Here is a 14,545-nt window from a genome sequence, read left to right on the forward strand (position 1 = left end):
GACATCTTCATGAGTTTCACTCGCATTAATGGGGTATTGCACGCTGAGCAATGTTCATTGGACCAGCTCGCGCAGCAATTCGGCACGCCTTTATATGTTTATTCAAAAGCAACTTTTGAGAAACATTATTTGGATATGGATCGTGCCTTTGATTTTATTGATCATCAAATCTGTTTTGCGGTGAAGTCAAACTCAAACATTGCGGTGCTGAACGTCCTAGCAAAATTAGGCGCTGGTTTTGATATTGTCACGGGTGGTGAGCTTGCTCGTGTATTGGCAGCAGGCGGCAACCCAGCAAAAATCGTATTTTCTGGTTTAGGTAAATCCGAAGCGGATATTGAAAAAGCACTCAATGTTGGGATCGCCTGTTTTAATGTTGAATCACATGCCGAGCTGGACCGTATCCAGAAAGTAGCGGCGAAACTCGGTAAAAAAGCCCCGATTTCCTTACGTGTTAATCCAGATGTGGATGCGAAAACCCATCCTTATATTTCTACAGGCTTAAAGGAAAATAAGTTTGGTATTCCAAGCGATACGGTGAATGAAACCTATCAATATGCAGCGTCGTTACCGAATCTTGAGATTGTCGGTATTGACTGCCATATTGGTTCACAGTTGACAGAAACCAAACCATTTGTCGATGCGCTTGATCGGGTCATTTTAATGATTGAGCAGTTGAAAGGTCTGGGCATCAGCCTCAAACATATTGATATCGGTGGTGGTTTGGGTGTTTGCTATAAAGATGAAACACCACCAAGTGTTGCTGAATATGCCAATGCCATGCGTCCAGCTTTGGAAAAACTAGGCTTAAAAGTATATATGGAACCAGGGCGTAGTATTTCTGCCAATGCAGGTGCATTACTCACCAAAGTGGATTTACTTAAACCGACCAATCACCGTAACTTTGCCATTATTGATGCGGCAATGAATGATCTGATTCGTCCTGCTTTATATGAAGCATGGATGGATATTCAGTCGGTCAATCCAAATTCTGATGTTGAGGTCAAAACCTGGGATTTGGTTGGTGCAATCTGTGAAACTGGTGATTTTCTGGGTAAAGAGCGTGATTTGGCACTTCAGGAAAATGATGTTCTCGCTGTGTTGGGCGCAGGTGCTTATGGTTTTGTCATGAGTTCAAACTATAATACCCGTGGTCGCGCTGCCGAAGTTATGGTCAATGGTGATCAGGCCTATTTAATTCGTGAGCGTGAAACCATAGAATCACTTTGGGAAAAAGAGCGTTTGTTGCCTGAGGAGTAAATTGAGATGTATTTAGAATTTACCAAAATGCATGGTCTGGGCAATGATTTTATGGTTGTTGACCTGATTACCCAGCGTGCTTATTTAGATGTTGTCACCATTCAGCGTTTGGCAGATCGTCATTTTGGCGTGGGTTTTGATCAACTGCTGATTGTTGAGCCACCTGATTTTCCAGATGTTGATTTTAAATATCGGATTTTTAATGCTGATGGTTCAGAAGTCGAGCAGTGTGGCAATGGTGTACGTTGCTTTGCCCGTTTTGTACATGAGCGTCAATTGACCACTAAAACCAAAATTCGTGTACAAACCAAAGCAGGTATTGTTGAGCCTGAATTAGGCGCAAATGGCTGGGTTCGAGTCAATATGGGGCCACCAAAATTTCTTCCTGAAGAAATTCCATTCATCACTCAGGAACATGAAGATGCTGAGGGTTTATATACACTGGCATTGGCGGATGAAAAAAGCATCAATATTGATGTGGTGAATATGGGTAATCCACATGCGGTGACCATTGTACCTGACGTATTAACAGCAGATGTTGAAAATATTGGCCCACAAGTCGAATCACATACACGTTTTCCTGCGCGTGTAAACGCGGGTTTTATGCAAATCATTGATGAAAAGCATATCCGTTTGCGTGTGTTTGAACGTGGTGTGGGTGAGACGCTGGCCTGTGGTACAGGAGCGTGTGCGGCTGCGGTCAGTGGTATGCGCCGTGGTTTACTTGCCAATGAGGTTGAGGTTCAGCTTGCAGGCGGTAAATTGCATATCGCCTGGCGTGAGGGTGATGTGGTCTGGATGACAGGTCCAACCACCCATCTCTATGATGCGCGTCTGGATTTAAGATATTTTCAGGGTTGAAAATTAAACAAGCATAAACCTATCTTACGGGATGTGGGATAGGTTTTTTTATAACTAAAAAGGACATAAAAATGAATGGTTTTGCAGCAGGGACATTGGTTCATACGGATAAAGGTTTAGTGCCAATTCAAAATATTAAAGTGGGTGATCTTGTTTTATCTATGACAGAAGATGAGCTAGGACAATATATTTATAAACCCGTAACTAAAACAACTAAAATGAAGAGAGAAATTTACAGACTACTTTATTGGGCAAGAGACCAATATGAGGAAGACACACCAAAAATACATTATATTCTAACTACATTGGGGAATTATATTTGGTCAATAGATAAAGAAAAATGGTTAAAAACCGATATGTATTTGATTGGTGAAAATATTGGTGATGAATTATGGGTAAAAGATCAACAACAACCCTATCATTTTCTATATATCAATCAGGTTTATCAAGGATATGATGAGAATCATAAAATTTATGGATATACCATTAAGCCCTTTGCAAGAGATTGGGCTGATTCTGGAGGCATAGAGACTTTTTTAAAGATTAATGATGAAGCCATTAAGCATTATACTGAGCCATATAAAAATGAATATATTCCTAATATTGCAGAGGATATAGATATGCCAACACTAATTTATATTGCTCATCATGCAGATGGAACACCTTTATTGGTTAATACTTATCATATAGAGATAGAAGATTTTAAAACTTATTTTGTTGGCGAATTAGGGCTTTGGGTACATCAATGACTCATTTGGTTTTTCTTCCAGGTGCATCAGGCAATACACAATTTTGGAATCCGTTGACTGCACAATTTCCTAAGAGCTATACCAAACAGGTCATTGCCTATCCAGGTTTTCATGGTGTGGCTGCACATCCAGATATAAATAGTTTTGATGATTTAACCGATTATGTGGTTGCACAGATTCAACAACCCTCGATTTTAATTGCTCAATCCATGGGTGGTATTTTTGCCATCGCAGCCACATTACAAAAGACTGATCTGGTCAAAGGCTTGGTTCTGATGGCAACTTCGGGTGGCATCAATTTAGACCCGTTTCAAGTTCAGGATTGGCGACAGGCGTATCAGCAAGAATATTTGCAATATCCTGATTGGTTTGTTACAGCAAAGGTAGACTATGAAGCCGAATTGGCACATATTCACCAACAGGTTTTATTATTGTGGGGAGATCAAGACCTGATTAGCCCTGTTTCTGTGGGACAACATTTACAGCATATCTTTAAGAAATCTAAGCTTTATGTGATTCAAGGTGGACAACATAATTTTGCTGAGCAGTATGCAGATGAAGTTGCTATTTATATCAACGATTTTATAAAGCAATTTTAGGGAGTTGAGTGTGCAGACAGCTTTACAACTACTTTCCATGTGGTTAAAAGAGCGGACGATTCAAAATCAGTCTGAGCATACCATTACGGCCTATCAACGTGATCTTACTGATTTCTTTAAATTTTGTGAAAATAAACAATTACAACTACAGGATGTTGAAGCTTCAGACTTACGTGAATATTTAGCCGAGCGTGTTGAACGCGACCAACTCAGTTCCAGTAGTCTGCAACGTCACTTAACCTCTATCCGTCAATTTATGAAATGGGCTGAGCAAGGACAATATTTACAGCAGAATCCATCAGAAGATTTTAAGTTAAAACGTCAACCCCGACCTTTGCCAGGCATGATTGATATTGAAACCATCAACCAGATTCTGGATCAGCCTGCACCTGAAAAACCAATTGAGCAGCAATTATGGTTCAGGGATAGGGCAATGCTTGAGCTGTTATATTCAAGTGGTCTACGTTTGGCAGAGTTACAGGGCTTAACTGTCAAGGATATTGATTTTAATCGGCAGTTATTACGCATTACAGGTAAGGGCAATAAAACCCGAATTGTGCCTTTTGGGTCTAAGGCTAAAGAAAGTCTGGTTGAATGGCTAAAAATCTATCGGATATGGCAGGGTAGTTTTGTAGCAGATTCAGCCGTGTTTATTTCACAGAAAGGGAATGCACTGACTCCACGACAGATTGAAAATCGGGTCAAGTTACAGGCCCAGCGAGCAGGAATCAGTGTCGATTTGCATCCACATTTATTACGACATTGTTTTGCCAGTCATCTGCTTTCTGCCAGTGGCGATCTACGTGCAATTCAGGAAATGTTGGGTCATAGCAATTTATCCACCACTCAAATCTACACCCATGTAGATTTTGAACAATTGATGAATGTGTATGATCAAACCCATCCACGCGCACAAAAAGCGGGGTCCTGATATATTATGTTGCAAAATTGAGTGTTAAATAGACAACTCATTTTTGGGTTTGCCATTGAATACTACTTAAACAATGTTCTTACTTTATTGCCCATTTTTTGCAAAAAGTGCTGGGTATTTGGATTTGCCCGAAATGATCAGTTACAGAACATCCGCTTTTTGTTTGCAAGATGTATTTTAGATTATTGAATTTTATAAAATATTAATAAAATCAAAATGTAATATTAATAGGAGTAGACAACTCAATTGAGTTGATTTTTCAGTGCCTTAAATTAGTGAACTGAGCATTTCATCTTTTTTACAGCCACATGGGAAATTGTGACTTGACCGAAATGCCAAATACATTGCAAGATATAGCACCTAAAAAGTTTCAAACGAAGAGTTAGAATGCTCTTCACTACATTTACTTGCTTAGAACAGCCGAGGATTACATGAAGGCTCTTGTCGCTGTAAAACGTGTGGTTGATGCCAACGTTAAAGTTCGTGTTAAGCCGGACAATAGTGGGGTTGACCTTACCAACGTTAAGATGTCAATCAACCCATTCTGTGAAATCGCAGTGGAAGAAGCGGTTCGCTTAAAAGAAAAAGGAACGGTTTCAGAAATCGTTGTTGTTTCAGTGGGTTCTAAAGACGCTCAGGAACAAATCCGTTCTGCAATGGCTTTAGGTGCTGACCGTGGTATTTTGGTTGAAACTGCTGATGAGATTGGTGCTCTAGAAGTTGCTAAAATCTTGAAAGGCGTTGTTGATGCTGAAAAACCAGAACTTATTCTTCTTGGTAAACAAGCGATTGATGACGACTCTAACCAGGTAGGTCAAATGCTTGGTGCTTTGCTTGGTGCAGGTCAAGGTACTTTTGCATCTGAAGTTAAAGTTGAAGGCGGTAAAGTTCAGGTTACTCGTGAAATCGATGGTGGTTTACAAACTGTTGAGCTTGCGCTTCCTGCAATCATCACGACTGACCTGCGTTTGAATGAGCCACGTTATGCTGCTCTTCCAAACATCATGAAAGCACGTAAGAAGCCGCTTGATGTTAAGTCACCTGCTGATTATGGCGTTGCAACTGGTACTAAACTTAAGACAATTAAAGTTGAAGCACCTGCTGAACGTAAAGCTGGCGTACAAGTGAAGTCTGTAGACGAACTTGTTGAAAAATTGAAAAACGAAGCGAAAGTGATCTAATACAGAAGGATAAAATCATGAGTATTTTAGTTATCGCTGATCACAACAACCAGACACTTAACGGTGCAACTTTAAACGTTGTTGCGGCAGCTCAAAAAATCGGTGGTGATATTACTGTATTGGTTGCTGGTTCTGGCGCTCAGGCAGTTGCAGACGCTGCTGCCAAAGTTGCTGGTGTGAGCAAGGTATTACTTGCTGACAATGCTGCTTATGCGAACCAATTGGCTGAAAACGTTGCTGGCTTGGTTGCCGACATCGCGAAAGGCGGTTACAAATACGTATTGGCTGCGTCTACAACCACTGGTAAGAACATTCTTCCACGTGTTGCTGCGCTTCTTGACGTAAGCATGATCACAGACATCATTGCTGTTGAATCTGCAAACACGTTCAAGCGCCCAATCTATGCAGGTAACGCGATTGCAACTGTTCAGTCTGATGAAGCAATCATCGTTGGTACAGTTCGTGGTACAGCATTCGATGCGGTTGCTGCTGAAGGCGGTTCTGCTGCGGTTGAAACTGTGGGCGAAGTGAATGATGCTGGTCTTTCTAGCTTTGTAAACGAAGAAATCGTTAAACTTGACCGTCCAGAATTGACTGCTGCGCGCATCGTTGTTTCTGGTGGCCGTGGTGTCGGTTCTGGTGAGAACTACCACAAGGTACTTGATCCATTGGCTGACAAGCTTGGTGCTGCTCAAGGTGCATCACGTGCTGCGGTAGATGCTGGTTTCGTACCAAACGACTTCCAGGTTGGTCAAACTGGTAAAATCGTTGCGCCAGACCTTTACATGGCAATCGGTATCTCTGGTGCGATCCAGCACTTGGCAGGTATGAAAGATTCTAAAGTTATTGTTGCTATCAACAAAGACGAAGAAGCGCCAATCAACAGCGTTGCTGACTACTGGTTAGTTGGTGATTTGAACACTGTTGTACCTGAATTGGTATCTAAACTTTAATTCTCTGAATTAAAGTCTAAAGCGCTCTTGCGCAGGCAGTTAAAGCGATGCTTTGCTGCTCTGCTCAGGAGCGTTTTTTTATGCTAAAAATAATAATAAATTAAAGGGATATCATTTATGAATTATCGTTTTAAAACCTATTTTTTGATGTTGGCACATTATAATCAATGGGCAAATAACAAGTTGTTTGCAGTTTTAGAGGCTTTGCCTGAAACACAGTTGAATCAGGACTGTGGCGCTTATTTTAACTCACTGATTCAGACTGCAAACCATGTGTTGGTTGGGGATTTCCTCTGGTTTGAACGTATCTGTGGACTACAACCCTCAAGTTATGCACTGGATGATGTTTTATATCCAGACATAAAGGAATTAACTCAAGTTCGTAAAAACCATGATCAATCTTTAATTGATTATGTTCAGGTTCATGATGAATCAGCTTTTCATCAAGCATTGACCTATATTCGCCGTAACCAGACCTATACAGAGCCATTGATTGAGGTGTTGGCTCATATGTTTAATCATCAAACCCATCATCGTGGGCAAATGCATAATATGGTTTTCCAGTTGACGGGTATATCACTTGAGCTGGACTTGATTTATTTCCAAAGGGAAAATGCTTGCCTATATCATTAAATCGCGAGTGCCAGACGCTGGAAAAATGAGTGTTGTTACCTATCTTTAGTTGCTTATTTTTTAAGGAAAATATAAGTGAAATGGTCGAATTTTCGAGGATGCTGTGAGGTGAATCAAACAACTGGTCATTATAGGATGATCAAGAATCATCATCTAATTTTAACTATATAATTTATATAATATTTTTATTGTAAAAAAATGCTATTTTCCATGCTGAAAACTCCCAGTTAACTTGTCCTTTGTGCTATAATTTTTCGCTGTATTTTTTATTTTAGTTCAAGTTTTTGAACTGAATTTTTGCAAGATTGAAGACATAAAAACAGGTGGAACCATCGACCTGTAAACAAGGAGTATGCATGAGCGTATCGGAAATCAGACCGATTGCCATTGAGGACGAACTCAAGCATTCATATCTAGATTACGCAATGAGCGTAATTGTATCTCGTGCATTGCCAGATGTTAGAGACGGTCTAAAACCTGTTCATCGCCGCGTATTGTTTGCGATGCACGAATTGGGCAATGATTATAACAAAGCATATAAAAAGTCTGCCCGTGTGGTCGGGGACGTGATCGGTAAATATCACCCACACGGTGATAGCGCAGTTTATGAAACGATCGTTCGTATGGCGCAGGACTTTAGCTTGCGTTATATGCTGGTGGATGGTCAGGGTAACTTCGGTTCTGTCGATGGCGATAGCGCGGCTGCGATGCGTTATACCGAAGTGCGTATGCAGAAGCTCACCCATGAGATTTTGGCTGATCTGGAAAAAGATACAGTTGACTGGGAAGACAACTACGACGGTTCTGAGCGTATTCCCCAGGTGATGCCAACCCGTATTCCTAATCTTCTGATTAATGGTACAACGGGGATCGCGGTGGGGATGGCGACCAATATGGCGCCACACAACATGACAGAAGTGGTCAATGCCTGCCTTGCCTATGCCAATGATCCGAATATTTCTGTCGAAGGTTTGATGGAGCATATTACTGGCCCAGATTTTCCTACAGGCGGTATTATTTACGGTAAATCAGGGATTGTGGATGCCTACCGTACAGGTAAAGGCCGTTTGCATATCCGTGGTAAATATCATTTTGAGGAAGACCAGAAAACAGGTCGTACCACCATCGTCTTTACTGAGATTCCTTATCAGGTCAACAAGGCAAAAACCATTGAGCGTATTGCCGAATTAGTCAAAGAAAAGAAGCTGGAAGGTATTTCTGAGCTTCGTGACGAGTCTGATAAAGAAGGCATGCGTATTGCCATTGACTTGAAGCGTGGTGAAAATGCGGAAGTTGTGGTGAATAACCTGTTCCTGCATACGCAATTACAGAACTCGTTCAGCATCAACATGGTTTGTCTGGATAATGGTCAGCCTCGGTTGATGAACCTGAAAGACATCATTGCGGCGTTTATCCGTCACCGTCAGGAAGTGGTGACCCGCCGTACCATGTTCGAATTGCGTAAGGCACGTGAACGCGGTCATATCTTGGAAGGCTTAACCGTTGCCTTGGCCAATATTGATGCCATCATTGAAACCATTAAAACCTCTGCAAACCCAGCCGAAGCGCGTGAACGTTTACAGGCAGGTGAGTGGGCTGGCGGTGGTGTGGTTGCACTGCTTGAAAAAGCGGGTGCGATCTCTGTTCGTCCAGATGAAATTGAAGGCGAAGATCCAGCGCGTCCATTTGGCTTGTCAGGCGATATTTATCGCTTATCACCAACACAGGTCGCCGCAATTCTAGAATTGCGTTTACACCGTCTAACAGGTTTGGAACAAGACAAACTGCATGCGGAATATACGGAAATCTTGGGTCAGATTGCTGAATTAACCGCAATCCTGAATGACTTCAATTTATTGATGAATGTGATTCGTGAAGAACTCGCCTTGATCCTGCAGCAATATGGTGATGGTCGTCGTACTGAAATTGTTGAGTCTGGTGTTGATTTCTGCCGTGAAGACCTGATCCCAGAAGAGCAAGTTGTATTGACTGTGTCTCAGACAGGTTATGCGAAAACTCAACCACTTTCTGATTATCAGGCGCAACGCCGTGGTGGTCGTGGCAAGTCCGCAACCTCAATGAAAGATGATGACATCATCCAGCATTTAATCGTTGCATCGAACCACGCAACGGTGTTGTGTTTTACCAATGTCGGTAAGGTCTATCGCTTAAGGGTGTTTGAAGTTCCACAGGCTTCCCGTGGTGCCAAAGGTCGCCCAATCATTAATTTACTTCCGTTGGAAGCGAATGAAACAGTGACAGCGATCTTGCCATTGACCGATTTCCCTGAAAATCACTATGTATTTATGGCAACTGCGTCAGGTACGGTGAAACGTGTGGAACTGGCACAGTTTAGCAATGTGCGTTCAAACGGTTTACGTGCGATTGAGCTCAATGAAGAAGATACCTTGATTGGTGTTGCGATTACTGATGGTAATCAGCAGATTATGTTGTTCTCGAATGAAGGTAAGGCAATCCGTTTTGCAGAAACCGATGTTCGTGCCATGGGACGTACCGCCAAAGGCGTGCGTGGTATGCGTGTCAGCTTTGCCAGCAATACCATTGAAGCCGAAGATGCTGATGTTGAAAATGATGACAGCGATGACAATGATGATTCAGTAGATTCGAATGTTGTCAGCCGCATCGTTTCATTGGTGGTTGTACCTGTCACAGGTGAAGTGCTGTGTGCATGCGCCAATGGTTATGGTAAGCGCACTCCAGTGGATGATTTCCCAACCAAGAAACGTGGTGGTAAGGGTGTGATTGCCATCAAGACCAGCGAGCGTAATGGTGAACTTGTTGGTGCGGTATCCATTGATGAAACCAAGGAACTGATGTTGATTTCTGATGGGGGCACACTGGTGCGTACCCGTGCGGCTGAGGTTGCAACTACAGGTCGTAATGCACAGGGTGTTCGCCTGATTCGTTTAAGCGATGCTGAAACACTGGTGGGTGTGGTTTCAATTGAAGCTGTTGAAGATGACGAAGTGTTGGAAGCGACAGAAGAAATGGAAGCTACTGAGGCTGAAGCGGTAACTTCTGAAGACGTTGTAGTAGAACCAAAAGATGATGCTACTGAAGAGTAATTAGTCTCGTGGTAAAAAACCCAAAGTCAGCTTTGGGTTTTTTATGCTTGTTGCTTTATTGACTGAGCTTCTTATATATTGGTCAATCTAATATTTTTGTTTTAAATGTATAAAATATATTGATATTAAAATAACTGAGAAAATAATCATGACAAAAAAATATGCACCTATTTATCCACACGATCCAATTGTTGAAATATTTGAGAATATTTATTTGTTGAGGGGAAGTGTAAGGCTTGGATTGGGTCTTTCAATGAATCGTAACATGATGATTTTGAAACAGGGGAATGAACTGACATTAATCAATGCTGTTCGAATCTCTGAACCTGAATTAAAAAAATTGGAAAGCTTGGGACAAGTGCGGCATATCATTCGTTTAGGCGATTTTCATGGTTTGGATGATCAGTTTTATATTGACCGTTATCAGGCAACATTCTGGAGCCAATCTCATCATGTGAATTATCCCAAGCTTATTCCCCAACAGATTATTCAGGCAGATACACAGCCACCTATCAAAAATTCCGAATTCTTTATCTTTGAGCAGGCAACTTGCCCAGAAGCAATCTTATTTATAAAAGATAAAAAACTGTTGATTAGCACAGACAGTATTCAATATTGGAATGACTGGAAATATTTTAGTTTTCTCAGCAAGATCATTATCTATCTCATGGGATTTCGGTTGGGGCTATTTATTGGTGGACCTTGGCTAAAGCGGGTAACACCGAAGCAAGGTAGCTTAAAAAGTGATTTTGATCGATTGTTACAACTGGATTTTCAACACCTGATTTCTGCACACGGCGTATTGCTACAGGATTCCGCTAAAGACAAGCTAACATCACTGATAAATAATTCCAATATTTAACAATGCTCTATATCGTAAAGGGAAGCTAATCAGCTTCCTTTTATCGGTTTCATCATTACCAAGCGATAATAGGAAAGCACCAATAAAATAGCGCCTACAGTCGCGAGATAAATCAGTTTTGGCACAACAATGGTAGTGGGTACACCCATCTGATTGAGCTGCACAAACATCTGTACCCCATGAGTGGAGGGCAGTGTCCATGCAAACCACTGCATCCATTCAGGCATTGCTTCATGTGGCCATGCGGTTCCCGTCAGTAAAAACAGGGGAACGGAGGTCACCACAATCAAATGCCCAACTCGTTCAGGCATATCTACCAGTGAACCCACCAGCATCGCTAGGCCTATAATACAACTCACATAAATCGGTACAGCAAGTAACATGCCCCAGAAATTGCCGCCATGAGGATATTCATAAAACCAGAAAGTAAAACCGAATAGATACAGGCAACCCAGACAACTGATGGTGAGAATGGCTGCAAAAATCGCCCAGAATTCTAATCTTTCAGCAATCCAGCCTTTTTCACGGTAACTGGCGATGAGCATTGCCAAGCCAAGTAAAATGGTCTGATGAATAATCAGGCTGGCCACCGCAGGAAAGATATAACTCCCGTAACCTGACAGGGTATTAAACAATGGGATTTGGTGAATTGAAAGTTCAGGATGAAATTGTGAAGCCTCACCAAACTTTTCAAAATAGTCCTGTAAGGTCGATTCAATCGAACCCGCCAAGCCTGTTCCCACTTCCTTGGTTCGGATGAAGTAGGCAGTGCTGAGATACAGACCAATCCCACCCATTTCACCATGTTTTAGGCTATTGGTCAGGTTTTCTGGCAATAACAGGATACCCTCGGCTTTCTGGTTTTTAACCAATTGCTCTGCTTCGAGAAAATTATCAGTCACCGTGATGATGTGGATGTGTGGGCTGTTGGAGGCCTGACTGATGATCTTTGAGGTCAGGATACTTTGTTCCTCATCCACAATCACAATCGGAATATCTTCTGCTGACTGGGCTTTATAGGCGGTTGGATAGAAAAAACTGTAGAGAATGATTGCTGCAATCAGGGTGGTAAATACTGAGGTATTGGCGGCAATATTTTTAAAGGTTTGAATGTAATAACAGAAAAATGACTTCATGAGCATTGCTCCTGGGTATTTTTCCTTAACAGGCGAATACTTAAAGCAAAATACAAGGCTGAGAAAATGATCAGGATACCAAAGGGAAGCAGTGATACCGATAGGTCACTGCCGATTACCCATTGCTCGGTCTGTAGTTTCGCATAGGGCGTATAGGGAATAATCATTGACCAGAACTGGGTAAATGCAGGTGCATTGTTCAAGGGTAGGGTAATGCCCGAAAAACTTGGAGATGAGCCGCCATAGAGTGCAATAAAACCAAAGGTTTTGGGTAAATCCTTGGTTGCCAACACCACCGTGCTGCTAATCACTGCATAGGCAAAATACAGCAGAAACTGGGCAATTAAAATCAGGCTGAGTGAACCAGCAATAAAATAGCCACGAATATGTGCCAGCCAGAACATCCAGCACCATGTCCAGAAACAGAAAATGAAAACATAGGGTAGGATTTTTCCAAGAAAACTGGAAACAATCTGTTTGGGATCAACCCATTCAACAAAGGTATTTCTTTTAAATTCCTGTCCAATGGCAAAAGCCACACAACAGCAAAGCAGTAGATGTAGCACCGCAGGCACCATGAATGGTTCCAGAAACAGTTCATAGCTCATGCTGGGATTATACAGGGTGGAAATCTTGATATGCGGTGTGGGCATGTCCAGATAAGGTATGTTATTTGATAAATAACTTTCTCCCATGTAATCCGCCATGCCATTCAATGTGCTGATCAGCATGGCGGAGGAAATGGTGTTACCAATACTAAAAAAGGACTGGTTATAGGCAATGCTGATTTGGGCATCCTGTGCCTTGACCAAACGCTGTTCGGCACCATCTGGAATCAAGACAAATCCCCATACCTGCGTACTGTTGACCAGCCGCTCGGCTTCATCCTGACTGGCAGTAATGGTTTTTACCTTGAGGGTATGGTTGATGCTGAGCGCATGAATCACCTTGCGGCTCATTTCACTTTGGTCTTGGTCAATAATGGCAATAGGCAAATGATCAGCCTTACCTGATGAAAACATGCTTGCAAAAAGAACAATCACCAGCAAAGGGGCAACCACCGCCATAAAAAGATCGGCTTTATGGCGTTGTAAATAGCGTAATTCCCGAAGCATGACAGCAAACATCGGTTATTTGGCCTCTTCAATCTTGAACAGGACACTCATGCCCACTTTTAGGTCAGGAATAGATTGTTCAGGAACCAAGTGAAACTTGAAGCTGCGAATATCATAACCACCTGTCTGGCGGGTGGTTTTAATGGTGGCAAAGTCACCCTCAGCATCAATATTCTTTACTTTGAAGCTGGCCTTGCGATTCAGTGCAGGGATAAAACCATCCAGGGTTTTGCTTTTATAGATGGAGCTATACATATCTTCACGGACATTCAGGCTCACCCATAAATCATGGTCTTCAATGATGCTGACCACTGGAATTCCTGTCGCCACCAGTTCAGTGGGTTTGCCATAGGTTTTGGACACGGTTCCATCAGTCGGGGAATACAGCTTGGTTTCTTCATCCAGGGCATTGGCTTCTTTCACCGCAGCCTGAGCCATGGCAACCTGTGCATCAGCAGTGGACTTTTGTTGTTCAGTACTGCCACGTTTGGCGCGTGCATATTGCTGATAGGATGCTTCCGCCGTTTCACGGGCAGAGGTCTGGGTCGCCAGCATTTCATCACGGCGCTGACGGGAAATCACCCCTTGCTGGTAAAGGTTTTCACCTCGTTTATAGGTGGTTGCCGCCAATTCGGCCTGAGTTTTCATGGCTTGCCAGTTGGCATAGAGGGTATCAATATTTTCCTGCTGGGCACCACGGTAGACCGTTGAATGGAATGCCATTGCACTTTGCAGGGCTGCCTGTGCCTGTTCCTTTTTAGCCTCCAGTTCAGGACTGACAAAGCGCACCACAGCCTGACCCTTTTTAACGGTTTGCCCCTCAGTGACATAAAATTCCTCAATACGGCTAGGTACCTTGGTGCTGATATGTACCGTTTCCGACTCAACCCGACCTTGTAACTCAATCGTTTTTGGGAGATAGGCTTTCCACAAACCGTAGGCAATCAGACCAAGTAAAATGACAACCACAATAAACACGATCAGTTTCAGTTTATTGCCCTTGCCTGATCCAGTTGAGTCAGCTTTGCTGTTCGGAGTCGTTGTGTTGGCTGAAACATCCTCATGCTGTTTTTCTGGTTGAACAGGTTCAACAGAAGCTGCTTTCTGATTTTCAGTCGGAATCGTCTCTTGACCTATATCACGTTCTGAATTGGATGATGATTGATCTTGACTCATAAA

The 14,545-nt window shown here is 42.4% G+C and carries 13 protein-coding genes; 10 read left to right on the top strand and 3 right to left on the bottom strand.

All coding sequences use genetic code 11. The features are described from left to right. Positions 1-9 precede the first annotated feature (9 nt). The 10 genes from lysA (at position 10) to N5J47_RS10400 (ending at position 11,115) form a co-directional block, all read left to right on the top strand. Entirely contained in the window at positions 10-1,260 is a 1,251-nt protein-coding gene (gene lysA, locus N5J47_RS10355; RefSeq protein ID WP_279959825.1) for a diaminopimelate decarboxylase, read from the top strand. 6 nt (positions 1,261-1,266) lie between these two features. After that, positions 1,267-2,121: a diaminopimelate epimerase gene (gene dapF / locus N5J47_RS10360; protein WP_279959826.1), complete on the top strand. Its 855-nt coding sequence runs from the start codon at positions 1,267-1,269 to the stop codon at positions 2,119-2,121. A 71-nt stretch (positions 2,122-2,192) separates the two neighbouring features. Then, positions 2,193-2,870 carry a hypothetical protein gene (locus tag N5J47_RS10365; protein ID WP_279959827.1) on the top strand — a complete coding sequence of 226 codons (678 nt, stop codon included), beginning with the start codon at positions 2,193-2,195 and terminating at the stop codon, positions 2,868-2,870. After that, complete coding sequence (locus N5J47_RS10370) at positions 2,867-3,469, top strand: alpha/beta hydrolase (RefSeq protein ID WP_279959828.1); 603 nt, start codon at positions 2,867-2,869, stop codon at positions 3,467-3,469. The genes N5J47_RS10365 and N5J47_RS10370 overlap by 4 nt, the downstream gene beginning before the upstream one ends. A 37-nt stretch (positions 3,470-3,506) precedes the next feature. Next, entirely contained in the window at positions 3,507-4,400 is an 894-nt protein-coding gene (gene xerA, locus N5J47_RS10375) for a site-specific tyrosine recombinase/integron integrase (RefSeq protein WP_279959915.1), read from the top strand. A gap of 431 nt (positions 4,401-4,831) precedes the next feature. Beyond that, positions 4,832-5,581 (top strand): electron transfer flavoprotein subunit beta/FixA family protein, encoded by a 750-nt coding sequence (locus N5J47_RS10380; RefSeq protein WP_267980519.1) that lies wholly within the window; start codon positions 4,832-4,834, stop codon positions 5,579-5,581. A 17-nt stretch (positions 5,582-5,598) separates the two neighbouring features. Further along, positions 5,599-6,534 (top strand): FAD-binding protein, encoded by a 936-nt coding sequence (locus N5J47_RS10385; protein ID WP_267980521.1) that lies wholly within the window; start codon positions 5,599-5,601, stop codon positions 6,532-6,534. 117 nt (positions 6,535-6,651) lie between these two features. Next, positions 6,652-7,167, top strand: a complete 516-nt coding sequence (locus N5J47_RS10390) for a DinB family protein (RefSeq protein WP_279959829.1) — start codon at positions 6,652-6,654, stop codon at positions 7,165-7,167. A gap of 356 nt (positions 7,168-7,523) precedes the next feature. Then, complete coding sequence (gene gyrA, locus N5J47_RS10395; RefSeq protein ID WP_279959830.1) at positions 7,524-10,253, top strand: DNA gyrase subunit A; 2,730 nt, start codon at positions 7,524-7,526, stop codon at positions 10,251-10,253. Between the two features lie 148 nt (positions 10,254-10,401). Then, on the top strand, positions 10,402-11,115 hold the full coding sequence (locus tag N5J47_RS10400) for a hypothetical protein (RefSeq protein WP_279959831.1): 714 nt from the start codon (positions 10,402-10,404) through the stop codon (positions 11,113-11,115). A gap of 29 nt (positions 11,116-11,144) precedes the next feature. Here the strand turns inward: N5J47_RS10400 and N5J47_RS10405 are convergent, their stop codons facing one another. Genes N5J47_RS10405 through N5J47_RS10415 form a run of 3 tightly spaced genes read right to left on the bottom strand, consistent with a single transcriptional unit; the run spans position 11,145 to position 14,542 of the window. Next, a complete protein-coding gene (locus N5J47_RS10405; protein WP_279959832.1) occupies positions 11,145-12,251 on the bottom strand; it encodes an ABC transporter permease in 1,107 nt (368 codons plus the stop codon). Continuing rightward, entirely contained in the window at positions 12,248-13,378 is a 1,131-nt protein-coding gene (locus tag N5J47_RS10410) for an ABC transporter permease (RefSeq protein ID WP_279959833.1), read from the bottom strand. Before N5J47_RS10410 ends, N5J47_RS10405 begins: the two co-directional genes overlap by 4 nt. A gap of 3 nt (positions 13,379-13,381) precedes the next feature. Next, entirely contained in the window at positions 13,382-14,542 is a 1,161-nt protein-coding gene (locus N5J47_RS10415; protein ID WP_279959834.1) for an efflux RND transporter periplasmic adaptor subunit, read from the bottom strand. Positions 14,543-14,545: the final 3 nt, after the last annotated feature.

Origin of the sequence: Acinetobacter sp. GD03645, assembly GCF_029845285.1 — a bacterium.
In the GTDB taxonomy this organism is placed as follows: Bacteria; Pseudomonadota; Gammaproteobacteria; order Pseudomonadales; family Moraxellaceae; genus Acinetobacter; species Acinetobacter corruptisaponis.